Raw genomic sequence first — 23,592 nt, 5'->3', positions numbered from 1 at the left:
AGGAGGGGGCAGCGGGGTTTTAGCCCATCTCCTCCAGGGCCTTGCCCTTCGTCTCCTTGACGAACTTCATGACGAAGGGGATCGAGATCGCGGCGAAGGCGCCGTAGATGATGTACGAGCCGGTCAGGGACCACTCGGCCATGCTCGGGAAGGTCTTGGTGATCGCGAAGTTGGCGAGCCACTGCGCGGAGGCGGCCACACCGAGCGCGGCGGCGCGGATCCGGTTGGGGAAGATCTCGCCGAGCAGCACCCAGACCACCACGCCCCAGGACAGGGCGAAGAAGAGCACGAAGGCGTTGGCGGCGATGATCGCGGTCAGGCCCTGCGCGTTGGGCAGCGAGACGTTGTCACCGGAGCCGGTCTTGTACGAGAACGCCCAGGCCATCGTGAACAGCGCGGCGGCCATGCCCGCGGAGCCGATGATGGCCAGCGGCTTGCGGCCGATGCGGTCGACGAAGATCATCGCGATGACCGTGCCGATGATGTTCACGATCGAGGTCTCGAACGAGTACAGGAACGAGCTGGCGGGGTCCTTGCCGATCGACTGCCACAGCTGGTTCGAGTAGTAGAAGATCACGTTGATGCCGACGAGCTGCTGGAAGACCGAGAGCCCGATGCCGATCCAGACGATCGGCAGGAAGCCGACCTTGCCCAGCAGGTCCTTGAAGGACGGCTTGTGCTCCCGGTGCAGGCCGTGCTCGATCTCGGCGACGCGCGCGTCCAGGTCGATGGTGTGGCCCTCGACCTCGCCGAGGACCTTCTTGGCCTCGGCGTCACGGCCGGCCGAGACCAGGAAGCGCGGCGACTCCGGGATGATGAAGGACAGCAGGCCGTAGAGCAGAGCCGGGACGACCATGACGCCGAGCATCCACTGCCAGGCCTCCAGGCCCGCCAGCTTGCCGCGCTGGTCGCCGTCGGCCATGTTCAGGATGCCCCAGTTGACCAGCTGGGAGACCGCGATGCCGATGACGATGGCGGCCTGCTGGAACGAGGCGAGGCGGCCGCGGTAGGCGGGCGGCGCGACCTCGGCGATGTAGGCCGGGCCGATCACCGAGGCCATGCCGATGCCGACGCCGCCGATCAGGCGCCACATCGTGAGGTCCCAGGCCGCGAAGGGCAGGGCCGAGCCGACGGCGCTCGCCGCGAAGAGCACAGCGGCGATCTGCATACAGCGGATGCGGCCGATGCGGTCGGCGACGCGACCGGCGACGGCGGCACCCACAGCACAGCCGAGGAGCGCGGTGGCGATGATCCAGCCGAGCGTGTCGGCGTCGACGTCGAAGCGGTGCTGGATGGCGACGGTCGCGCCATTGATCACCGAACTGTCGTAGCCGAAGAGGAAGCCACCCATCGCGGCGGCCGCCGTAATGAAGATGACATGGCCGAGATGGTCCGGGTGGGCCTCTCTGGCTCCGGACTGTGGCGCCTGCGATGTGCTGGTCACGTGTACTCCTCGGGCCACCGGCTGCACTGCCGGGGGTGGGGGCGAGCTCTTCAAGTGGCGCACAACTTCACGCCGCCCACCACCTGAAGGTAAAAGCAACGTTGCAGAGACTATGCCTTCAAGTTTCGAAGTCAATAGGGGGGCGGGTGCGTATTTTGAGGCGCACCGAGAGTGATTTCGTTCAAGTCTTGAAGCGTTGAAGTGAGTGCCTAGCGGAGCCGCTGGCTGATGACCTTGGACACGCCGTCGCCCTGCATCGAGACGCCGTACAGCGCGTCCGCGACCTCCATCGTGCGCTTCTGGTGCGTGATCACGATGAGCTGCGAGGCCTCCTGGAGCTCCTGCATGATGCGGATGAGCCGCTGGAGGTTGGTGTCGTCGAGCGCCGCCTCGACCTCGTCCATCACGTAGAACGGGCTGGGCCGCGCCTTGAAGATCGAGACGAGCAGCGCGACGGCCGTCAGCGACCGCTCGCCGCCCGAAAGGAGCGAGAGCCGCTTGACCTTCTTGCCCGGCGGCCGGGCCTCGACGTCCACACCCGTGGCGAGCATGTTGTCGGGATCGGTCAGGATGAGCCGCCCCTCGCCGCCGGGGAACAGCCGCGAGAAGACGCCCTCGAACTCCCGGGCCGTGTCCCGGTAGGCCTCGGTGAAGACCTGCTCGACGCGCTCGTCGACCTCCTTGATCACCTGGAGCAGGTCGGTCCTCGTCTTCTTCAGGTCTTCCAGCTGCTCGCTGAGGAACTTGTGGCGTTCCTCCAGCGCCGCGAACTCCTCAAGGGCCAGCGGGTTCACCTTCCCGAGCTGCTGATACGCCCGTTCGGCGGACTTGAGGCGCTTCTCCTGCTCGGCGCGGACGAACGGCACCGGCCGGTTCCGCGGGTGCTCCGGGTCCTCGGGCAGCTCCTCCCCCTCGGCGGGGGGCGAGGGCGGCACGGGCTGGTCGGGGCCGTAGTCGGCCACGAGCCCCGCCGGTTCCACACCGAGTTCCTCCAGCGCCTTGGCCTCCAGCTGCTCGATCCGCAGCCGCTTCTCGGCACCGAGTACCTCACCGCGGTGGACCGAATCCGTCAGCTTGTCGAGTTCCGCCTTCAGATCGCGGCCCCGGTCGCGCTCGGCGGCCAGCTCGCGCTCCCGCACCTCCTTGGCGCGCTCGGCCGCGGTGCGCTCCTCACCGGCGCGTACGAGGGAGACCTCGACGTGCGCGAGCAGCTGCCGCCCACCGGAGGCGACGGCCTCGGCAACGGCTGCCTCGTGGCGCAGCCGCGCCGCGCGCCGCTCGGCACGCGCGCGTGCCTCACGTTCGGCGCGCGCGGCCCGGTCCAGGGAGTCGGCCCGCCCCGCGAGCCCCTTCACCCGCTCCTCGTGCGTACGCGCCTGAAGCCTGGCCTCCATCTCGGTCTGGCGGGCGTTGGCCCCGTCCGCGGCGAGGCGGTCCCGCACGGAGGTGTCGGGCTCCTCCTCCGCTCTTTCCCCGGCGGGGGCCGCCTCCTCCGCCACGGCGAGCCGCTCGGCCAGCTCCTCCGCCTCCTCGACCGCCCGCTCCAGCGCCTCCTGCGCCTTGGCCGCGGCGGCCGCGGACCGCTCGGCCTCGCCCGAGGCGCCCCGCGCCTGCCCCGCCAGACGCCCCAACTGCTGCGCCACGGAGGACTTCTCCCGGTCGGCGGCCCTGCGCCGCTCCCCCAACTCCTCGACGAGCGCCACACATTCCCTGCGCCGCTCCGCCACCCGATCCTGCTCCTTGGCCAACTCCTCGCAGGTGACGGCCAGTTCCGCCAGTTCGGCCGCGGCCTCGTCGACGGAGGCCTGCACCTCCAGCAGGCTGGGCGCGCCTGCGGACCCGCCCTGTGCGAAGTGCGCCCCGAGCAGATCGCCCTCCGCGGTGACTGCGGTCAGCTCCGGGTGGGCGTAGACGAGGTCCTCCGCGTCCTCCAGCGTGCCCACGACGACGATCCCGCGCAGCAGCCGCCGCACGGCGGGCATCAGCTCATCGGGCCCCCGCACGAGATCCGCGGCGCGGGACGGGCCCTCGGCGCGCTCCGGCTGTACGTCGTCCGGGGCGCCGCCGAGCAGCAGCGCCGCACGCCCCGCGTCCTGTTTGCGCAAGCGCCGGATCGCCTCGGCGGCCGCGCTCGGACCGTTCACCGCGATCGCGTCGGCGGCGGCGCCGAGCGCGGCCGCGACCGGGACCTCGTAGCCGGGGGCGACGGTGAGCAAACCCGCGGCGGGGCCGAGGAGCCCCGTCAGCTGATCCCCGGCACCGAGCAGCGCGCCGGTGCCGTCCTTGAGCCGCAGTCCGAGGGCGAGCGCGTCGTGCCGGGCGGCGACCGCGGCCCGCCGGCGCTCGGCGGCGGTCGCCGCCTCCCGCGCCGCGGTGAGCGCGGCCTCTGCCTCCGCGAGGTCCCGCTTGGCCGCGTCGTGCCGCTCGCCCAGCAGCGCGTCGTCCGCGTCGAGTCCGTCGACCTCGGCCTTGAGCTGCTCGTACTCCTCCTGTGCGGTGACCGCGCGCTCGGCGGCCTCGTCGCGGGCGAGGACGAGACGTTCGATCTCCGCCTGGGCCGAGGCGGCACGCGAACGGGCCGCGTTCACCTGGCCACCGAGGCGAGCCAGCCCTTCACGCCGGTCGGCGATGGCCCGCGCCACGTCCTTGAGCCGGCGCTCCTCGACCGCCAGCTGGCGCTCCAGCTCGGCCCGGTGGGCGACCGTGTCGTCCAGCGCGTGCTCGGCGGCCTCAAGCGCGGCCGCCAGCTCGGCCTCCTGCTCCCGGATCCGCGCGGCCTCGCGCTCCATGTCCTCGGGGTCGCGTCCGCGCCGCTCCTCGGGGGGCGCGGCGGTGGCGCTCTTGACGCGGGCGTCGGCCAGGGAGACGGTGCCGCGCACCCGCTCGGCGAGCTGCGACAGCTCGTACCAGGTCTGCTGGGCCCGTTGCAGGCGCGGGCTGAGGCGTCGTACCTCGTCTTCGAGCTGTGCCTCGCGCTGCTGGGCGGCCCTCAGCTCGGCCTCGGCGCGGTCCTTGCGCTCCTTGAGGGCGGCCTCGTCGGCGACCTCCGCGTTCAGCGCCTCGCGCAGCCGTACGAGGTCGTGGGCGAGCAGCCGCAGGCGGGCGTCGCGCAGATCGGCCTGGATGACGGCGGCCCTGCGCGCCACGGCGGCCTGCCGTCCGAGCGGCTTCAGCTGGCGGCGCAGTTCGTCGGTGAGGTCCTGGACGCGCGCCAGATTGGCCCGCATCGCGTCGAGCTTGCGCAGCGCCTTCTCTTTGCGCTTGCGGTGCTTGAGGACGCCCGCTGCCTCCTCGATGAAGGCGCGGCGCCCCATCGGGTCGGCGTGCAGCACGCCGTCGAGCTGGCCCTGGCCGACGATGACGTGCATCTCGCGGCCGATGCCGGAGTCGGAGAGCAGTTCCTGGATGTCGAGGAGGCGGCAGGTATCGCCGTTGATCTGGTACTCGCTGCCGCCGTTGCGGAACATGATCCGCGTGATGGTGACCTCGGCGTACTCGATGGGGAGCGCGCCGTCGGAGTTGTCGATGGTGAGGGAGACCTCGGCGCGGCCGAGCGGGGGCCGCCCGGTGGTGCCGGCGAAGATGACGTCCTCCATCTTGCCGCCGCGCAGCGACTTGGCGCCCTGCTCCCCCATGACCCAGCTGAGCGCGTCCACGACATTGGACTTGCCGGAGCCGTTCGGGCCGACGACGCAGGTGATGCCGGGTTCGAACTTGAGTGTCGTGGCCGACGCGAAGGACTTGAATCCGCGCAGGGTCAGGGCCTTGAGATGCACGCCGTCGGACTCTACCTTTCACTGACCGTTTCACCGATGAAGGTGCAGGGCACATCAGACGGTAAAGGAAGCGGCGTACGCGGGAGTACGGGGGAGTAAGTACGCGAGAGCAAGAAAGAAGGGACGCCGAAGCGTCCCTTGCAGATCTGGAGACAGCGGCTGACAGGACAGCCTGACCACGTGCTTATTACGAGGCGCCTTTAAGGCAAGGCCCTGGTGTGTGCTTCATCAAGGGTGGTCAGGTGAGCGCAGGCTCCGCCTGGGGTACGTCGATGCTCTCCATGAGCGATTCGTGAGAAGCGGCAGCCGCGAGCGCGTCGTTCTCCTGCTGGATCCGAACGAGCTCGGATTCCAGGTCCTGGACGCGCTGCTGGAGCCGTCGCATCTCGGCGAGGAGTCGCGGGTCGCTGCCGCCGACGTAACCGAGAAGCGCCTTTGCCATGATGGATGGTCCTCCACAATGAGTGACCGACCGAAGCGGTGCGGTGTGGGTCGTGAGGGAATCGCACCCGCGGTGTCTGGCACTCTTTGTTCTGCTGGTCTTGCTGGCCGTTCTCACATGCCAAACAGCTAAGGTGCGCGGGGCTTCCAGAGTCTCACCAAAAAGTTTGACGGTCAACACGATCACGCCCCGTATTGGCGGGCGACCCGGGGGCGCGCGGCCCGGGAACGGGCGGCGCTGCTTCTCCTGCGGGGCCCTGGGGGCGTGGAGATCATCCTTATCTGCGGAGCCTGCCACGACAAGCCGTTCTTGGCAACCACCAGGTCTTTTCTGCCCCGGGCAGTTGCCTCGGACACCGAACGGAGCCGTCGCCGTACCCGTCTGGTGACGTCCGACCGGGTCACCGTCAGCGAATGGCGAAGCTCTCGTATATGCCACGTGGTGTGTCCCAGATCTCGGTGACCCCGTCGACGCGTCCGGGTGTGTCGCCCTCGCGAAGCCAGTCGAGCAGTGCCTGGCAGCCGGCCCGGGGCCCTTCGGCGACCACTTGCACGCGGCCGTCCTCCAGATTGAGAGCAAAACCACTCAGGCCGCCGATCTCCAGCGCCTTGGCCCGGGTGAACCAGCGGAAACCCACAGCCTGCACGCGTCCTCGCACCCAGGCGGTGAGTCGTACGTCTTCGTTCATGGGTGCACGCTAACCGGCCAATTGCCCTGGGAGCACTTCGCCCCCATAGGCCATCGCGTACAGTCGCGACTCGATAAGCCTCACTCATATGAGTGAGTCACATGATCATAAACATTGATCATAAAGATCGTGGAGAACGAAAGGCCAGGAGATGGGACGCCACCGACGCTCCGGTGCCGGGCGGGCCGCCGCTACCCCCGAGAACCATCCGGGGACGGTGTCGCACCGCCGCAGGAGCCGGGCCTCCGCTCCGGTGCGCACGGGGCTGCTCGGCGTCTCCGCCGCCGTCGCGATGGGCGCCGTCGCGGTCGCGTCGGGCGTGCTGCCCGGCAGTGACGGCTACCGCCTCGACAGTGGCGGCGAGCCCGGCACGGTCCAGTCCGCGAGCGCCCCCGTCGGAGTGGACGCCCAGGGCGGCGCGGGCGCTGACGCCGACCGCGCCGAGCCCTCGCCGAGCCGTGGCACCGACCGCTCCGAGGCTCCGCGGCCCAGTCCTTCGAGGACCGCCCCGAAGCCGTCGAGGACGCCCTCCCAGAAGCCGTCGTCCCCGGCGTCGAAGCCGGAGGACAAGGGGAAGGACAACGGCGAAAGCGCCGAGAAGCCGACGCCTCCCCCGTCCCGTACGCCCGAGGAGAAGCCCAAGGCTCCCCCGGCGAGCCCGCAGGCACCGTCCGGCGTGAGCACCGCGGCCGAGGCCGCGGTGCTCACGCTGGTCAACGAAGAGCGGGCTAAGGTCGGCTGCCGTCCGGTGACCGCCGACAGCAGGCTCGCCGCTCTGGCGGGCCGCTTCAGCGCGGACATGGCCGAGCGCGGGTTCTTCGCCCACACCGATCCGGACGGCGCGACTCCATGGGACCGCGCCGAGAAGGCCGGCATCACGGACCTGGGCGGCGAGAACATCGCCCGCGGCCAGGCCGACGCCCAGTCGGTGATGGACGCCTGGATGAGCAGCCCCGGCCACCGCGCCAACATCCTCAACTGCGACTACAAAACCCTGGGTGTCGGCGCGCACTTCGCGGCGGGCGGCCCGTGGTGGACTCAGGACTTCGGCTTCTGACGCCTTCGACTCCACAGCGCTAACTCAGGGTGAGCGCTGTGGAAGAGTAGGGTGTCCGCATGGATTCCTCGGACCTGGCGTACGACGTGTTCTCCCGGCAGTGCTCGTCGCGGAGCACGCTGGAGCACGTCACGGGACGCTGGGGCGCGCTCACTCTCGGGGCGCTGCACGACGGCACGTTCCGTTTCAACGAACTGCGTCGCCGCGTCGACGGCGTGAGCGAGAAGATGCTCTCCCAGACCCTGCACGCGCTGGAGCGCGACGGTCTGGTGCTGCGCGACGCCCAGCCGACCAACCCGCCGCGCGTGGACTACCAACTCACCGCGCTGGGGCGGGAGATCGCCGAGCGCCTGCTTGCCTTGATCCACTTCGTCGAGGGCCGCCAGGGCGAGGTCCTGAAGGCCCAGGAGCGCTACGACGCCGCGCGCGGCGGCCTCTGACAGCGCGGACAGAAGTAGCTGGACCTGTTCATCCAGGGGCGGCGGCGGATCGCGGTGCCGCAGCGGCGGCAGGGCTGGTCCTCGCGGCCGTAGGCGTCCAACGACCGCTCGAAATAACCTGATTCGCCGTTCACGTTGACGTAGAGGCTGTCGAAGCTGGTGCCCCCGACGGCGAGCGCCGCGTTCATCACATCCCGTACGTGGCCCAGGAGTTCGGCCGTGCGCGGGCGGGTGAAGGTGGCGGTGGGCCGCTCGTAGTGCAGCCGTGCGCGCCAGAGCGCCTCGTCCGCGTAGATGTTGCCGACGCCGCTGATCAGCGACTGGTCGAGCAGGGCCCGCTTGATCGTCGTACGGCGGCGGCGCAGCGCGAGATGGAAGGCGTCGTCGTCGAACGCATCGTCGAGCGGGTCGCGCGCGATGTGCGCGATCACGTCCGGCAGCCCGTCGGCGGTGTTGTCGTGCAGCGAGAGTCCGCCGAAGGTCCGCTGGTCCACGAAGCGCAGCTCGGTGCTCTGGACGTCGTCGAAGCCGACGCGGATCCGCAGATGCTTCTCGTCCGGCGCGTCGTGCGGCTGCACCAGGAGCTGGCCGCTCATGCCGAGGTGGGCGAGGATCGACTGCCCGGAGTCGGCGAGCGGCAGCCACAGGTACTTGCCGCGCCGCTGGGCGAGCCCGATCCGGTGTCCCTTCAACCGGGCGCCGAAGTCCTCACCGCCCGCGAGGTGGCGCCGTACGGCACGGGGATGCAGCACCTGCACATCGGCGACGACCCGCCCGCTGACCCAGCGCTCCAGGCCACGCCGGACGACTTCGACTTCGGGCAACTCAGGCATGGTCTCCTCCAGCACGATGCCGGCCGCCCCTGAAGGGGGCGACCGGCATCAAAGGATAGGCGGCCGTCAGACCGAGGGGGTGTCGGCGGTCCCCTCGGGCTGCGCGGCAGCTACAGCGGCCTTCGCCGCCTTCGTCCGCTCGTCCGCCGCGGCGCGAATCGCACGCCATGCGGACTCGGCGGCCTGCTGCTCCGCTTCCTTCTTGCTGCGGCCGGTGCCGGTGCCGTACGAGACGCCTCCGACGCGGGCGGCAGCAGTAAAGGTCTTCTCGTGGTCGGGGCCGCTCTCCGTGACGAGGTACTCGGGCACGCCGAGGCCCTCCGTCGCGGTCAGCTCCTGGAGACTGGTCTTCCAGTCCAGGCCCGCGCCCAGGTTCGAGGACTTTTCGATCAGCGGGTCGAAGAGCCGGTGCACCAGCTCACCCGCCGCGTCCAGACCCTGGTCCAGATAGACCGCGCCGATCACCGCTTCCAGGGTGTCGGCGAGGATGGATGCCTTGTCCCGGCCACCCGTGCCCTCTTCGCCCCGGCCGAGCCGGATGAAGGAGCCGAGTTCGAGGCCGCGGCTGACCTCCGCCAGCGCACGCGAATTGACCACCGCGGCCCGCAACTTGGCCAGCTGGCCTTCGGGCAGGTCGGGGTGGGTGCGGTACAGCGTGTCCGTGACGACGAGACCGAGCACGGAGTCCCCGAGGAACTCCAGGCGCTCATTCGTCGGCAGGCCGCCGTTCTCGTACGCGTACGAACGGTGGGTCAGCGCACGCACCAGAAGGGCGGACTCGAGCTTGTACCCGAGCCGCCCTTCCAGAAGCGTGTGGGACGAGGCCGTTGTCTCCGCCAATTTCTTGGCGTCTTCCGCCTTCTTGGGGCTAGACACGGTGCCTCTCACCAGCCGCTCAGACCTCGAGGACCTGGCGCTTGTTGTAGGTGCCGCAGCTCGGGCACGCGATGTGCTGCTGCTTGGGCTCCTGGCAACGCTCACACGAAACCAGGGTGGGGACCGCAGCCTTCCACTGCGACCGGCGGTGGCGCGTGTTGCTGCGCGACATCTTCCGCTTCGGAACAGCCACGGCTACTTCTCCTGCTTCTCGTCGACGCCCGCTTCGCCAGCGCCGCTCATCTCGTCCTTCTCGCCGTCCTGGATGGTCCCGGCGAGTCCCTGCAATGCCGCCCAACGAATGTCGACGGCGTCATGGTGGTGGTCCGGGTCGTCCGCGAGCCGCACCCCGCACTGGGAGCACAGGCCCGGACAGTCGTCCTGGCACACCGGCTGCATCGGCAGTGCGAGCACCACCGCATCACGCAGCACAGGCTCGAGGTCGAACATGCCGTCCTCGAGAAAGAGCCTGCTCTCGTCTTCCTCGGCGTCGTCGGCCGGCTCCGCGGTGCGGCCCCGGTCGTCGGCGTCAGGGTACGAGAACATCTCCTGGAAATCCGCGTCGAGCTCCAGCTCTAGCGGCTCCAGACACCTTACGCACTCCCCCTCGGCCGATGCACGGGCGGTGCCTGTGACAAGCACCCCTTCCATGACCGACTCAAGGCGGATCTCCAGCTGGACCGGGGCGCCCTGCGGCACTCCGATGACCCCTTCGATACCGAAGGGGCTCGGCGGACCGGGCGCCTCGATCTCACGGGTCAGCCGTTGCAGCGCACCGGGACGCCGACCCAGCTCGTGCGTGTCGAACACGAGAGGGTTGCGGTGGTCAAGGCGAGCACTCAGGGCTTTTCCTGCTTTCGAATCCTGGAAGTCCATAAGGAGGGGGCCGCCTCATCCCGTGCCCCAGATGCGAGACCTGGGTGGGCAGCCGAAGTCGCGGACGTATGCGCGACCGAAGAGCCAGGATACTTGACCTTTCGCTCTCGGCCCAATCCGGGCCGGGCCCGCCCTCAGCGCCCCTGCTCGTACCGGCGCAGTTGCTCGGCGCTGATCATGGTCGTGTCGAAGAGGCTGGCCTCCTCCAGCACCGCGGGCGCCTCGTACTGCGGCTGCTGCGGCTCCTGGGGCTGCTGAGGCTGCTCATAGCTCTGCTGGGCGTACCCGTACTGGTGCTGGTCCTGGTGCTGGTACGCGTAGGGGTCCTGCTGGCCGTACGGCTGCTGGTAGGCGTACTGGTCCTGCTGCTGGTACCCGTAGGGGTCGGGCTGGTGCTGGGACTGCTGCTGCACGTACGCGGGCTGCTGGGCCGGGACCGGCGGGGCCTGCGGCGGCTGCTGCGGGGGCGCCGGGGCGGCGGCCGGTCCCGCGAGGTCCGCGAGGTACTCCGCGTCGGTGGTGTGCCCCTGCGGGGCGGCGGCATCGCCGAGGGCGCCCAGTTCGTCGGCCGGGGCGCGGCCGTGCAGGGTCTGGCGGCCGCGGCCGACCGCCTCCAGGGTCTTGGCGAGGACCGCCTCGAAGGCGCCGAGCTTGGCGTCCACGTACGCGTCGGCGTTGCGGCGGAGCGTCTCGGGGTCGTGGCTGCGCTCGGGGGCGTCCTCGTCCTCGTAGCCGTTCTCGTCGAGGCCCGGGCCGGTGCCGAGGAGCTTCTCGCGGCCGCGGCCGACCGAGCCGAGGGTCTTGGTGAGGACGACCTCGAAGTTGGCGAGCTTGCTGTCCACGTAGTCGTCGGCCTCGACGCGGACCTCCTCGGCGGCCTGGCGGGCCTCGGCGAGGATGCGCTCGGCCTCGCCCTGGGAGCGGCGGGCCACCTCCGTGTCGGAGATCAGGGAGCCGCGCTCGGCGTGCGCGGACTCGATGATCCGCTCGGCCTCCTGGCGGGCCTGCTCGACCAGCTGCTCGCGGCCGCCGATCAGCTCCTGGGCCTGCGCGAGGGAGCCGGGCAGGGCCTGGCGCACCTCTTCGAGCATCGAGAGCAGATCGGCGCGGTTGACCACGCACGAGGCCGACATGGGCATGGACCGGGCGCTGCCGACCGCCTGGACGATCTCGTCGATCTTCTTCTGCACGTCCACCGTGTGCTCGCCACTCTCTACAGCTGGTTGGGAGACGGACGGGACGACTGTAAGGCCGACGGACGCCCGCCCGACACCGGATGACGGGCTGTCAGCGGATCGGCTGAAAGGTCACTTCTTGCCCAGGCGTTCGACGAGTGCCTCGTGGACCACCGGCGGCAGCAGGTGGGCGACGTCGCCGCCCCAGGCCGCGACCTCCTTGACCAGCGAGGAGGAGAGGAAGCTGTAGGTGGGGTTGGTCGGGACGAACAGGGTCTCGACTCCCGAGAGGCCGTTGTTCATCTGGGCCATCTGGAGTTCGTAGTCGAAGTCGCTGACCGCGCGGAGGCCCTTGACGATGGCGGGGATGTCGCGCTGCTTGCAGAAGTCGACGAGGAGGCCGTGGAAGGACTCCACCTCGACGTTGCCGAAGTCGGCGGTGACCTGGCGGATCAGGTCGATCCGCTCCTCGATCTCGAAGAGGCCCTTCTTCGACTGGTTGATCATCACCGCGACGTGCACCACGTCGTACAGCTTGGAGGCGCGGGCGATGATGTCGAGGTGTCCATTGGTGATGGGGTCGAAAGACCCCGGACAGACGGCGCGGCGCATCGTGAGTCCCTCGCTCTCCGGTCCGGTCATGGCGCGATCACTGAGTCGTCGCACGTAGAGGCGGCGCGACCGTACCAAAACGTTCCCTCGCCGTAGCGACGGGACCTGAGGGCCTCGAAACCCTCCGGCCAGCCGAATTCTCCGCCTCTTGTACTGCGTTCAACGGTGACGAGCGCATCCTCCGTGAGCCAGCCCTCCGAGCGGAGTGTGAGCAGTATCTCCCGAAGATCGTCATCGCTGACGGCGTACGGCGGATCGAGGAAGACCAGGTCGTACGGGGCGGTGGGCGCCCCTTGCTGGACGATCTGGGAGGCTTTGCCCGCCCGTACCTCGGCGCCGGGCAGGGCGACCGCCTTCACGTTCTCCCTGATGGTGCGGGCGGCCCTGGCGTCCGCCTCGACGAGCAGGGTGTGCGCGGCGCCCCGGGAGAGCGCTTCGATGCCCACGGCGCCGGAGCCCGCGTAGAGATCGAGCACGCGCGCCCCGTCGAGCGTGCCCTGGAGGGCCTGCCAGGTGGAGAAGAGGCCCTCGCGCGCGCGGTCGGACGTGGGGCGGGTGCCGTTCCCTGGCGGGACGGCGAGGCGCCGTCCGCCGGCCGCACCGGCGATCACGCGGGTCATCTGAGTCCTTCTGCTTGGGCGGTGGTCCCTCCACGATATGGCGTACGGGGCGTCAGCCCTTGTCGAGGTACTGCTCGCGTTCGGCGTCGAGCAGGGCGTCCAGGGCGGTGCGCAGCTCCGGCAGGTGCTCCAGGGCGGGGTCCTTGGCGACGACCGTGACGGCCTCCTCCCGGGCGGCGGCGATGATCTCCTCGTCGTCGATGACCGCGAGCATGCGCAAGGAGGAGCGGACGCCGGACTGGGCCTGGCCGAGCACATCGCCCTCGCGGCGCTGCTCCAGGTCGATGCGGGACAGCTCGAAGCCGTCGAGGGTGGAGGCGACGGCGCCGAGGCGGGCACGGGCGGGGCTCGCCTCGGGCATGTCGGTGACCAGCAGGCACAGCCCGGGGGCGGAACCTCGGCCGACGCGGCCGCGCAGCTGGTGCAGCTGGGAGACGCCGAAGCGGTCGGCGTCCATGATGACCATGGCGGTGGCGTTCGGGACGTTCACCCCCACCTCGATGACCGTCGTGGCGACCAGGACCTGCGTCTCGCCGGCGGCGAAGCGGCGCATCACGGCGTCCTTGTCGTCGGGCTGCATGCGGCCGTGCAGGACTTCGACCCTCAGGCCGCTCAGGGGCCCCCGGGCGAGCTGCTCGGCGACGTCGAGGACGGCGAGCGGGGGCCGCTTCTCGGCTGCGGCCGCCTCCTCGGCCCTGTCAGCGGACTTCTCCTCGACGGACTTCTTCTTGGCGCCCTTCTTGGCCGCCGCCTCGTCCTCCTCGTCGCCGATGCGCGGGCAGACCACGTACGCCTGGTGGCCCTTCTCCACCTCTTCGCGCACGCGCTCCCACGCGCGGGCGAGGAAGTGGGGCTTGTCCTGGGCGGGGACGACATGGCTGGCGATCGGTGAGCGCCCGGCGGGGAGCTGGTCCAGGACGGAGGTCTCCAGGTCTCCGAAGACCGTCATCGCCACCGTGCGGGGAATGGGCGTGGCCGTCATGACCAGCAGGTGCGGGGGCTGCTTGCCCTTGCCGCGCAGGGCGTCGCGCTGCTCCACGCCGAAGCGGTGCTGCTCGTCCACGACGACCAGGCCGAGGTCGTGGAACTGCACCTTGTCCTCGATCAGCGCGTGGGTGCCGATGACGATGCCGGCCTCGCCGGTGACCAGGTCGAGCAGGGCCTGGCGGCGCGCGGCGGCGCCCATGGAGCCGGTGAGCAGCGTGACCTTGGTGGCCTGCTCGGCGCCGCCGAGCATCCCGCCCTCGGCCAGCTCGCCCATCATCTCGACGATCGAGCGGTGGTGCTGCTGGGCGAGGACTTCGGTGGGCGCGAGCATGGCGGCCTGCCCGCCCGCGTCCACGACGGCGAGCATGGCGCGCAGGGCCACCATCGTCTTTCCCGATCCGACCTCCCCCTGAAGGAGCCGGTGCATCGGATGCTCGGTCGCGAGGTCGTCGAAGATCTCCTTGGAGACCTTCTGCTGGCCCTCGGTGAGGGTGAAGGGCAACTTGGCGTCGAAGGCGTCGAGGAGGCCGCCGTCCTTGGGCCTGCGGGCGACCGCGGGCAGTTGCGCGTCCGCGTACCGCCGCCTGGCCAGGGCTACTTGGAGGACGAACGCCTCGTCCCACTTCAGGCGGTCGCGGGCGGCGGCGATGTCCGCCTTGGAGTGCGGCCGGTGGATCTTGAGGAGCGCTTCGGGGAGCGGGATCAGGGCGCGGCCCTCCCTGAGGGCGGGCGGCAGCGGGTCGAGGGCCTCCTGCGCGCTGGGCAGGACCGTCTCGACGGACTTGGCGATCTTCCAGGACTCCAGCTGCTTGCAGGCCGGGTAGATCGGGATGAGCGCGCCCGCCCAGCTGTCCACCGCGTCCGGATCGCCGCCCCGCAGCAGTTCGTACGCGGGATGGGCGAGCTGGAGGCGGTGGTTGAAGACGGAGACCTTGCCCGCGAACATCGCGCGGGTGCCGGGCAGCAGGTCCGTGTGCGGCTTGTGGACGCCGCGGCCGAAGAAGACCAGGCGCAGCTCGCCGCTGCCGTCGGTGATGGTGACTTCGAGGCGCTGGCCCTGGCCGCGGGGCGCCTTGGACGACGCGAAGGTGTGCAGGCGCGCGCTCGCGACCTGGGCGACCACCGTGACGTGCTCGTCCAGGGGGAGGTCGGCGAGGCGGGTCAGCTCGCCCCGCTCGGCGTACCGCCGGGGGTAGTGGTGCAGCAGGTCGCCGACCGTGTGCAGGCCGAGGTGCTCGGCCATCACCTTCGCGGTGGCGGGACCGACCACTTTCTTCAGGGGTTCTTCGAGCGCAGGCACGAGATCCATTGCACACCACGCCACTGACAATCCGCGGCAGGTCCCCCGAACCGCTGGTCAGCGGGGCTACTCCACGCCGATCAGCATCAGCGCCGCCTGGCGGCCGCCGCGGTAGACGACCGTGTCGACTGCCAGATACGTCTCGCGTACGTGCTTCTCCAACTGCCCGGCTACGGCGTCGGGCACGGACTCGCCGAGTACGAGCGTGACCATCTCGCCGCCCGCCGAGAGCATGCGGTCAAGGACCGAGGTGGCGGTGTGGGCGACCTCCGAGCCGATCACCGCGACGTCGCCGTCGATGAGGCCGAGGACGTCGCCGGCCTGGCAGATGCCCGCCATGGTCCACGACTGCCGCTCGGCGACGGCCAGTTCGCCGTAGCGGGTCGCGCCTGCCGCCGAGGTCATGGCGACGACGTCCTCGTCGAAGCGGCGGTCCGGCGCGTGCACGGCGAGGGCCGCGATGCCCTGGACCGCGGAGCGGGTGGGGATCAGGGCGACGCGCACGCCTTCCGTCCTGGCCTGTTCCGCCGCCGCGGCGGCGGTGTGGCGCAGCTCGGCGTCGTTGGGCAGGAGCACTACTTCGCGCGCGTGCGCCCGCCGGATGGCGTCGACCAGCTCGCCGCTCGCGGGCGGCTCCCCCACGCGCGTGGGGACGGTGGTCGCCCCGGCCTCGGCGTACAGCTCGGCGAGGCCTTCTCCGGGCACGACGGCGACGATGCCTCTCTGCGTACGTTCGCGGGGAGGCTGCGCGGTGGTGTGCGCGTCGCCCGCTCCGAAGTGGGTGATGCGGATGCGGTGCGGTCTGCCCGCCTCGACGCCCGCCTCGACGGCGGCTCCCGCGTCGTCGACGTGGACGTGGATGTTCCAGAGCCCGTCGCCGCCGACCACGACGAGCGAGTCGCCCAGCCGGTCGAGCCGGGCCCGCAGCCGGGCGACCGCGCTGTCGTCGGCTTCCAGGAGGTAGATCACCTCGAAGGCGGGCCCGCCTGCCTCGGCCGGAAGGTCCTCGCACGGCTCGTCGCGCTCGGCGGCCTCCACGCGCGCGTGAGCGCCGTCGGCGGACCTGTGCTGCGACATGTGCGACACCGTCTCGCCCGACAGGGCCCCCACGAGCGCCCCGAGCACCGCGACGAGGCCGCGTCCGCCCGCGTCCACCACTCCCGCGCGCCCGAGGACCGCGAGCTGCCCTGGCGTCGCGTCGAGGGCCGCGCAGGCGCCGTCGTACGCGGCCCTGGCCACCGTCCCGCAGTCGGCGCCCCCCGCCTCCTCAGCTGCCTCGGCCGCCGCGGTGGCCACCGTCAGGACGGTGCCTTCGACCGGGTGCGCGACCGCCTCGTACGCGGACTCCGCGGCCCGTCGCAGCGCCCGCTCCAGGGTCCGGCCGTCGGCGTGATCCGTCTCACTGGTGTTCTCGCCGCCCGGTCCGCTCGGGCCTTCGGGGGTGTCGGGGCCGCCGAGGACCTGTGCCATTCCCCGCAGGAGCTGCGAAAGGATCGTGCCCGAGTTCCCGCGGGCCCCGATGAGCGCCCCGTGCGCCATCGCGCGCACGGTCTGCGCCAGTGAGGGGAGGCCCGGGTCGTGCCCGGTGAAGGCCGCGTCGACGGCCTGGGACGCCGACTCCACGGTCAGGTAGAGGTTCGTTCCGGTGTCCCCGTCCGCGACCGGGTAGACGTTGATGGAGTCGATCTCCTCGCGGGCCCTGCCGAGAGCGTCCAGAGCCAGTCGGCACCAGGCGCGCACCGCGACCGCGTCGAGGTTCTGCGGCACCTGTTCGCCTCCTTGACCATCCGGAATGGACGCAGCGTAGACCCGGGGTGAACACGGGGCCCGGGGCGGGGGCCGGGCGAGCCATGGTAGTTTCGTTGTACCGAAGCAGTCGTTGTATGCTGCTCCGGTTGCCCGATACTCATCGGGACATTCCTCCTGGCAACGCCACTTCGATCATTGCACTGATCTCGGCATGCCGGGATTAACCGTAAGTGCATCTGAAGTCTTTGGAGTGACCCGTGGCTGCCAACTGCGACGTCTGCGGCAAGGGGCCGGGCTTCGGCAACAACATCTCGCACTCGCACCGCCGTACGCCCCGTCGCTGGAACCCGAACATCCAGCGTGTGCGTGCCGTGGTGAGCGGGACGCCGAAGCGGCTCAACGCCTGCACCTCGTGCATCAAGGCCGGCAAGGTCTCGCGCTGACGTCAGCGCGGCCACCTAGCTGGTTGCTGAATCAGCCGGTTCCCCTTCGGGGGAGCCGGCTTTTTCGTATGCCCACGCGCGTGGGCGCCTGACAGAATCTGGCGGTGCGCTTCGGCATCCTCGGCCCCCTCGACATCCGCTCCCGCGACGGCCTCCCCATGGACCCCGGCGGACCGCGCCCCCGCGCGCTACTGACCCTGCTGCTCCTGGACGCGGGCCGTGCCGTCTCCGGGGAGCGGCTGATCCACGGGCTCTACGGGGACGAGCCGCCGACGGGCGCATCGAACGCCCTTCAGTCGCAGGTCTCCCGGCTGCGCAAGCGTCTGGGTCTTGAGATCGAGGCCGTCCCGACGGGCTATCGCCTCGCCGTCTCCCCCGAGGACGTCGACCTCCACCACTTCGAGCGGCTCTCCCGTGAGGGACGCCGCGCGCTCGGCTCCGGGGACCATCCCGGCGCCGCCGCTCTCCTGGGGGAGGCGCTCGGCCTGTGGCGGGGGCCCGCCCTCGCCGACCTTCCGAATGCACTTGGTCTCGTGGCCCGTCTCGACGAGCTGCGGCTGGCCGCCGTACAGGACCGCGTCGAGGCGGATCTCGCGCTGGGCGGCGGTCCCGGCCTCGTGCCGGAGCTGCGGGAGCTGATCGCCGGGCACCCGCTGAGCGAACGGCTGCACGCCCAGCTGATGCGGGCGCTCCACGCGTCGGGACGGCCCGCGGAGGCGCTCACCGCCTACGAGGACGCGCGCCGCGTCCTCGCCGACGAACTGGGCGCCGACCCCTCCGCCGAGCTGTCCGCGCTCCACCTGGAGCTGCTCCGGGGCCAGGAGCCGACCCGGCAGCGGGGTGTGCCCGCGCAGCTGACACGGTTCGTCGGGCGGGCCGACGAGCTGACGCGGATCGGCGCCCTGCTGAGCGGGGCGCGGCTCGTGACGCTGACCGGACCGGGCGGCGCGGGCAAGACGCGGCTGGCCATCGAGGCCGCCAGGGCACTGCCCGACGTCTGCTACGTAGAGCTGGCGCCGTTGGCCGACGGGGCCCAGGTGACGTACGCGATCCTCACCGCGCTCGGGGTGCGCGACGGTTTCCGCGCGGCGGGCGGTGACACCACCGAGCGGCTGCTGTCCGCACTGCACGGCCGTGAGCTGCTGCTCGTGCTGGACAATTGCGAGCACATGATCGACGAGGCGGCCCGGGTCGCCGGGCTCCTGCTCGGGGCCTGCCCCGGGGTGCGTGTCCTTGCCACCAGCCGGGAGGGGCTCGGGATCACCGGCGAGGTCCTGTGGGCGGTGCCGCCGCTGGCCGCCGAGCCCGCGGCGCGGCTCTTCGCGGACCGGGCGACCGCCGTACGGCCCGACCTGGAATGCCCCGCCGACGGGGACGGGGCGCGGCTCGTCGGGGAGATCTGCGCGGCCCTCGACGGGCTCCCGCTCGCCATCGAACTGGCCGCCGCCCGGCTGCGCACCCTCACCCTGGACGACCTGGCCGCCCGCCTCGGCGACCGCTTCCGGCTGCTCTCGCGCGGCGACCGCACGAAGGCCCCCCGGCACCGCACCCTGCACGCCGTCGTCGAGTGGAGCTGGGAGCTGCTCGACGACGACGAGCGGGAGCTGGCCCGCCGTCTCACGGTGTTCTCCAAAGGCGCCACCTCGGAGGCCGTGCAGGCCGTCTGCGGGATCCCGTATCCGGAGGACCTGCTCGCCTCGCTCGCGGAGAAGTCGTTCCTGGACGTGGCCGACGGGCGGTACGGCATGCTGCGGACCATTCACGCGTTCTGTGCCCGGCAGCTGTCCGAGGCGGGCGAGGAGGACCGGCTGCGGGACGCTCACGCCACGTACTTCCTGGACCTCGCCGAGCGCGCCGAACCGCGGCTGCGCGGGCGCGAGCAGCTGCCGTGGCTGGCGAGGCTCGCCGCCGAGCAGGGCAATCTGGACGCCGCGCTGCGCCACCTGACCCGCGCCGACCCGCATGGCGGACTGCGGATGATGGCGGCGCTCTCCTGGTTCTGGCGGCTGCGCGGCCTCTACGGAGAGCGCACGGCCCTGGCCCGCGACCTGCTCGACGCGGTGGGCTCCGAACCTCCGGAGGGGCTCGGCGAGGAGTACGTCCTGTGCGTGATCAACACGATCGCCGGTGACGGCGCCGACCCCGCGGAGCCGGACCGCCTCGCGCGCGCGGACGGTCTGCTGGCGGCGCTTGAGGGGCCTTTGCGGCTGCCGCACCTGGTAGTGCTCTGGTCGGTGGCGGGCGGGCCCGCGCGCGCCATGGAGGACCGGGTGCGGTCCCAGGTCGGCGACCATCCCTGGGGGGTGGCCCTCCTCGACCTCGGGCAGGGCTTCCAGGAACTGTTCGCGGGCCGCGCCGACGCGTCCGAAGCGGCGTTCACCCGCGCTCTCGCGGGCTTCCGGACGACCGGTGACCGCTGGGGCATGGCCAACTGCCTGGATCCGCTGGGGATGTTCGCCGACTGGCGGGGCGACCGCGAGCTGGCTCTTCGGCGCCTGGACGAAGGCCTCACGCACGTACGCGAGTTGGCGGCGCCCGAGGAGACCGCCGATCTGCTGCACCAGCGCGGCACGGTCCTGCTGCGCGCCGGTGACTTCGAGGCGGCCGCCGCCCACTACACGCGCTCCGCCGCCCTCGCCCGCACCACGGGCGTGCCCGACAAGGTGGCGACCGCGCGGCGCGGCCTCGGGGACGTGGCGCGGCTCTCCGGGGACACGGCACGCGCGCGTGAGCACTATGAAGCGGCTCTGGAGGCGTGCGCCGCCAACTGGTTCAGCCTGGGGCAGAGTGTGCGGATCCTGGTGGGCCTCGGCCGTACCGCGCTCGCCGAGTCCCGCCCGCGGGAGGCGGCCGACTGGTTCGGGCAGGCCCGCGGCCTCGCCTCGGGCACCGGTGAACTGGCCGAGGTCGCCGAGGCGCTGGCGGCCGTCGCGGCCGGCCCCGAGGACGCCGCCCGGCTCCTCGGTGCCGCCCACGGCCTGCGCGGCACGCTGATCGCCGGTGACCCCGACGTCGTACCCGTAGAGCGGTCCGCGCGCGAGCGGCTGTCTCCGGAGGCGTACGACAAGGCCTTCGGGCAGGGCCGGGAGCTGCGGTCAGCGGCGGTGAGGGAGGCGGTAAGCGAACGGTAGGCGGACGGTCAGCGGCGGCCTCGAAGCTTCCTGGCATGACGACAGCGACGCACACGAACCAGACCCGCGCCCACAGCCTCGCCCATCTGAACGTCCTGATATCCGGCGCCAGCGTCGCGGGCCCGGCTCTCGCCCTGTGGCTCTCCCGCTACGGGGCCCGCGTCACCGTCCTGGAGAAGGCGCCCGCTCTGCGCGAGGGCGGCTTCGCCGTCGACTTCCGCGGCGACGTGCACCGCACGGTGCTCCAGCGGATGGGCATCTGGGACGAGGTCCACCGCCGCCAGACGCACATGGGCCGCCAGACCATCGTCGAGGCCGACGACAAGGAGCGGGTGGATCTGCCCGCGTTCCTGATGAGCGGCGATGTGGAGATCTTCCGCGGTGATCTCTCCACGATCCTTTACGAGGGCACCCGGGACCACGTGGAGTACGTCTTCGGAGACTCCATCGCCTCCCTGACTGAGGACTCCGAAGGCATCGACGTGACCTTCGACCACGGCGCGCCCCGCCGCTTCGACCTCGTCGTCGGTGCCGACGGGCTGCACTCGAACACCCGCCGTCTGGTCTTCGGCGACGAGGCGCCGTACCTGCGGTTCCTCGGCTACTACGTGGCCGGCTTCCGGATCCCCAACCACCTCGGGCTCGACCGCACCGCCCGCATCTACAGCGAGCCCGGCCGCACCCTCATGATCAGCAACTATGACGGCGACCCCGAGCGGGCGGGCGCGGCCCTGATCTTCGGGTCCGAGCGGCTCGACTACGACCGCCACGACACCGCCGGGCAGAAGAGGATCCTCGCCCAGACGTTCGCGGGCCTGGGCTGGACGCACGCGGCGCGGGCCCTGGAAGGCCTGGAGAGCGCCGAGGAGCTGTACTTCGACGCCATCGCGCAGATCCACGTCGACCGGCTCTCCAAGGGGCGTGTGGTGCTCCTGGGGGACGCCGGGTACGGCGCCACGATGGGCGGCATGGGCACGGGCACGGCGCTGGTCGGCGCGTACGTCCTGGCCGGGGAGCTGGCGGCCGCGCGCGGCGACCACCGGGCCGGTTTCGCCGCGTACGAGGCGGAGATCCGCGACTACGCCAAGGGCTGCCAGAAGATCTCGGGCAACGCGGGCCCCTTCCTGGCCCCGCCCTCGGAGAAGAAGATCCGCAGCCGCGACCGCGTCTACCGGCTGCTCGGTTCCCGCCTGCTCGCGGGCTTCTTCAAGAGGCTGACGGAGAAGGCCGCGAGCGACCTCGCGCTCAAGGAGTACGCCCTTGAGCCCTCCGGCGCCTACGCCTCCCTGAACCGCCAGCCGTGATCGACCGGGCCGATCCCGCCGCCGAGTGCGAACCCGGCGGCTATCGCCCCGGTCACGTACTCCTTGGCCGCCGCCACCGCCCGTGGCACGCTCTGCCCCTTCGCCAGCTGCGCCGCGATCGCGCTCGCGAGGGTGCAGCCGGTGCCGTGCGTGTGGCGGTTGTCGTGGCGCGGGGCGCGCAGCACGTGCTCCTCGGAGCCGTCGGTGAGCAGGTCCACGGCGTCGCCGCGCAAGTGACCGCCCTTGATGAGCACCCACTTCGGGCCGTACGCGAGGACGGCGGCGGCGGCGCGCCGCATGCCGTCCTCCGAGGTGACCTCGACGCCGGTGAGCTGGGCGACCTCGTCGAGATTGGGTGTGGCGACCGTGGCCACCGGCAGCAGCTTCGTCCGTACGGAGTCCAGGGCGGACGCCGCGAGCAGCGAGTCGCCGTGCTTGGAGACGCCGACCGGGTCGACGACGGCGGGCGCGTCCGTGCCCGCGAGCAAGTCGGCGACGGTCTCGACCAGTTCGGCCGAGGCGAGCATGCCGGTCTTCACGGCCTGTACGCCGATGTCGTCGACGACGCTGCGGTACTGATCCCGCACCGCCTGGGCCGGAAGCGCCCAAAAGCCCTGCACGCCCAGGGAGTTCTGGGCGGTGACGGCCGTGACGACGCTCATGCCGTGCGTGCCGAGGGCGAGCATCGTCTTCAGGTCGGCCTGGATGCCCGCCCCGCCCCCGGAGTCGGATCCGGCGACGGTGAGCACCCGTGGCGGCGCGGTCACTCGTTCACCCCGGGGCCCCCGGTGCCCGGGTCGGCGTTGTCCCCGAAGTGGTCCCAGCCCTTGCTGGTCCAGGGCGCGCCGTCCACGGTCACCTGGGGCAGGGCCGAGGGGTTGAGGACCTCGCCGATGACCTTCCAGCGGGCGGGCAGCTTCACGTCGGGCGGGAACGTCGCCACGATCGCGTGGTCCTCGCCGCCGTTGAGCACCCACTGGAGGGGGTCGACGCCGACGGCCTGGCCGATGTCGTTCATCTGTGAGGGCACGTCGACGTTCCCGGAGCGGATGTCGATGCGCACCTTGCTCGACTCGGCGATGTGCCCAAGGTCGGCGATGAGCCCGTCGCTGACGTCCGTCATGGAGGTCGCGCCGAGTCCGGCGGCGGCGGGGCCCGCGTGGTAGGGCGGCTCGGGCCTGCGGTGGGCCTCCACGAAGGCGCGCGGCGAGCGGAAGCCGCGGGAGAGCACCGCGTGCCCGGCGGCGGACCAGCCCAGCCAGCCGGTGACGGCGACGACGTCGCCCGGCTGGGCGCCCGCGCGCGTGACCGGCTCGTGGTTGCGCAGATCACCAAGCGCGGTGATCGCGACGGTGATGGTGTCGCCGCGGACGACATCGCCGCCCACCACGGCCGCGCCGGCGACCTGGCACTCGTCCCTGAGGCCGTCCATCAGCTCGGTGGGCCAGCTGGCGGGCAGCTCGGCGGGGACCACGAGGCCGAGCAGGAGCGCGGTCGGCACGGCCCCCATGGCCGCGATGTCGGCGAGGTTCTGCGCGGCGGCCTTGCGGCCCACGTCGTAGGCGGTGGACCAGTCGCGGCGGAAGTGCCGCCCCTCCAGGAGGATGTCGGTGCTCGCCACGACCCTGCGGTCCGGAGCGGACACGACCGCGGCGTCGTCGCCAGGGCCGAGCCGTACGGCCGGAGTGGAGGTGAGCCGCGAGGTGAGCTCCCTGATGAGCCCGAACTCCCCCAACTCGCCCACGGTTCCCTTCACCGAGTCTCACCATGCCCTTTCACGCTGACCGGTCCCCGGTCGCGAGCCGTCACTGTCGTCGGTACGGTCGACGTGACCGTCGA

General features: G+C 71.4%; 20 protein-coding genes. 5 read left to right on the top strand and 15 right to left on the bottom strand.

Going from position 1 to position 23,592, the window contains the following annotated elements; translation table 11 throughout:
- Positions 1–19: 19 nt before the first annotated feature.
- The 4 genes from CP975_RS25720 to CP975_RS25705 all read right to left on the bottom strand — a co-directional run bounded on the left by CP975_RS25720 (position 20) and on the right by CP975_RS25705 (position 6,350).
- On the bottom strand, positions 20–1,444 hold the full coding sequence (locus CP975_RS25720; protein ID WP_030787549.1) for a sugar porter family MFS transporter: 1,425 nt from the start codon (positions 1,442–1,444) through the stop codon (positions 20–22).
- 209 nt (positions 1,445–1,653) lie between these two features.
- Positions 1,654–5,220 carry a chromosome segregation protein SMC gene (gene smc / locus CP975_RS25715; protein WP_055526852.1) on the bottom strand — a complete coding sequence of 1,189 codons (3,567 nt, stop codon included), beginning with the start codon at positions 5,218–5,220 and terminating at the stop codon, positions 1,654–1,656.
- A 238-nt stretch (positions 5,221–5,458) separates the two neighbouring features.
- Positions 5,459–5,662, bottom strand: a complete 204-nt coding sequence (locus CP975_RS25710; RefSeq protein ID WP_030787543.1) for a hypothetical protein — start codon at positions 5,660–5,662, stop codon at positions 5,459–5,461.
- A 406-nt stretch (positions 5,663–6,068) separates the two neighbouring features.
- The gene (locus CP975_RS25705; protein WP_030787541.1) at positions 6,069–6,350 is read right to left on the bottom strand and encodes an acylphosphatase; all 282 of its coding nucleotides are present in this window, start codon (positions 6,348–6,350) and stop codon (positions 6,069–6,071) included.
- A gap of 151 nt (positions 6,351–6,501) precedes the next feature.
- Between CP975_RS25705 and CP975_RS25700 the strand changes: the two genes are divergently transcribed.
- Entirely contained in the window at positions 6,502–7,407 is a 906-nt protein-coding gene (locus CP975_RS25700; RefSeq protein WP_055526853.1) for a CAP domain-containing protein, read from the top strand.
- Positions 7,408–7,466: 59 nt separating this feature from the next.
- Positions 7,467–7,847 (top strand): winged helix-turn-helix transcriptional regulator, encoded by a 381-nt coding sequence (locus tag CP975_RS25695; protein WP_055526854.1) that lies wholly within the window; start codon positions 7,467–7,469, stop codon positions 7,845–7,847.
- On the opposite strand, the gene mutM is transcribed toward CP975_RS25695, so the two are convergent.
- From mutM to CP975_RS25650, 9 genes are all read right to left on the bottom strand, one after another.
- The gene (gene mutM / locus CP975_RS25690; RefSeq protein WP_055526855.1) at positions 7,820–8,680 is read right to left on the bottom strand and encodes a bifunctional DNA-formamidopyrimidine glycosylase/DNA-(apurinic or apyrimidinic site) lyase; all 861 of its coding nucleotides are present in this window, start codon (positions 8,678–8,680) and stop codon (positions 7,820–7,822) included. The two genes, CP975_RS25695 and mutM, sit on opposite strands and share 28 nt — an antisense overlap.
- Before the next feature lie 66 nt (positions 8,681–8,746).
- Positions 8,747–9,568, bottom strand: a complete 822-nt coding sequence (rnc, locus tag CP975_RS25685; protein ID WP_055526856.1) for a ribonuclease III — start codon at positions 9,566–9,568, stop codon at positions 8,747–8,749.
- A 7-nt stretch (positions 9,569–9,575) separates the two neighbouring features.
- Entirely contained in the window at positions 9,576–9,749 is a 174-nt protein-coding gene (rpmF, locus tag CP975_RS25680) for a 50S ribosomal protein L32 (RefSeq protein WP_026165248.1), read from the bottom strand.
- Between the two features lie 2 nt (positions 9,750–9,751).
- A complete protein-coding gene (locus CP975_RS25675; protein ID WP_030787519.1) occupies positions 9,752–10,432 on the bottom strand; it encodes a YceD family protein in 681 nt (226 codons plus the stop codon).
- A gap of 134 nt (positions 10,433–10,566) precedes the next feature.
- Positions 10,567–11,628, bottom strand: a complete 1,062-nt coding sequence (locus CP975_RS25670; protein ID WP_055526857.1) for a hypothetical protein — start codon at positions 11,626–11,628, stop codon at positions 10,567–10,569.
- 111 nt (positions 11,629–11,739) lie between these two features.
- Positions 11,740–12,219, bottom strand: a complete 480-nt coding sequence (gene coaD / locus CP975_RS25665; protein ID WP_199782852.1) for a pantetheine-phosphate adenylyltransferase — start codon at positions 12,217–12,219, stop codon at positions 11,740–11,742.
- Positions 12,220–12,245: 26 nt separating this feature from the next.
- Positions 12,246–12,839, bottom strand: coding sequence for a 16S rRNA (guanine(966)-N(2))-methyltransferase RsmD (gene rsmD, locus CP975_RS25660; RefSeq protein WP_055526860.1), 594 nt, complete (start codon positions 12,837–12,839; stop codon positions 12,246–12,248).
- A 52-nt stretch (positions 12,840–12,891) separates the two neighbouring features.
- Positions 12,892–15,135 (bottom strand): ATP-dependent DNA helicase RecG, encoded by a 2,244-nt coding sequence (gene recG, locus CP975_RS25655; protein ID WP_055526862.1) that lies wholly within the window; start codon positions 15,133–15,135, stop codon positions 12,892–12,894.
- 57 nt (positions 15,136–15,192) lie between these two features.
- On the bottom strand, positions 15,193–16,893 hold the full coding sequence (locus CP975_RS25650; protein ID WP_070321126.1) for a DAK2 domain-containing protein: 1,701 nt from the start codon (positions 16,891–16,893) through the stop codon (positions 15,193–15,195).
- 239 nt (positions 16,894–17,132) lie between these two features.
- On the opposite strand from CP975_RS25650, the gene rpmB reads away from it, so the two are divergent.
- The 3 genes from rpmB (at position 17,133) to CP975_RS25635 (ending at position 21,753) form a co-directional block, all read left to right on the top strand.
- Positions 17,133–17,318 carry a 50S ribosomal protein L28 gene (rpmB, locus tag CP975_RS25645; RefSeq protein WP_016642993.1) on the top strand — a complete coding sequence of 62 codons (186 nt, stop codon included), beginning with the start codon at positions 17,133–17,135 and terminating at the stop codon, positions 17,316–17,318.
- 104 nt (positions 17,319–17,422) lie between these two features.
- Complete coding sequence (locus tag CP975_RS25640) at positions 17,423–20,449, top strand: AfsR/SARP family transcriptional regulator (protein ID WP_055526865.1); 3,027 nt, start codon at positions 17,423–17,425, stop codon at positions 20,447–20,449.
- A 35-nt stretch (positions 20,450–20,484) separates the two neighbouring features.
- Positions 20,485–21,753, top strand: coding sequence for an FAD-dependent monooxygenase (locus tag CP975_RS25635; protein WP_055526866.1), 1,269 nt, complete (start codon positions 20,485–20,487; stop codon positions 21,751–21,753).
- Here the strand turns inward: CP975_RS25635 and thiD are convergent.
- Both thiD and CP975_RS25625 read right to left on the bottom strand, forming a co-directional pair.
- A complete protein-coding gene (gene thiD / locus CP975_RS25630; protein WP_055526868.1) occupies positions 21,726–22,520 on the bottom strand; it encodes a bifunctional hydroxymethylpyrimidine kinase/phosphomethylpyrimidine kinase in 795 nt (264 codons plus the stop codon). The two genes, CP975_RS25635 and thiD, sit on opposite strands and share 28 nt — an antisense overlap.
- Complete coding sequence (locus CP975_RS25625) at positions 22,517–23,509, bottom strand: thiamine-phosphate kinase (RefSeq protein WP_055526870.1); 993 nt, start codon at positions 23,507–23,509, stop codon at positions 22,517–22,519. Before CP975_RS25625 ends, thiD begins: the two co-directional genes overlap by 4 nt.
- Positions 23,510–23,592: the final 83 nt, after the last annotated feature.

The sequence above is a fragment of the Streptomyces alboniger genome (genome assembly GCF_008704395.1).
Classification (GTDB): Bacteria; Actinomycetota; Actinomycetes; order Streptomycetales; family Streptomycetaceae; genus Streptomyces; species Streptomyces alboniger.
The sequence above is the reverse complement of the archived record's forward strand: the minus strand, read 5'-3'. Positions and strand labels throughout refer to the sequence as shown.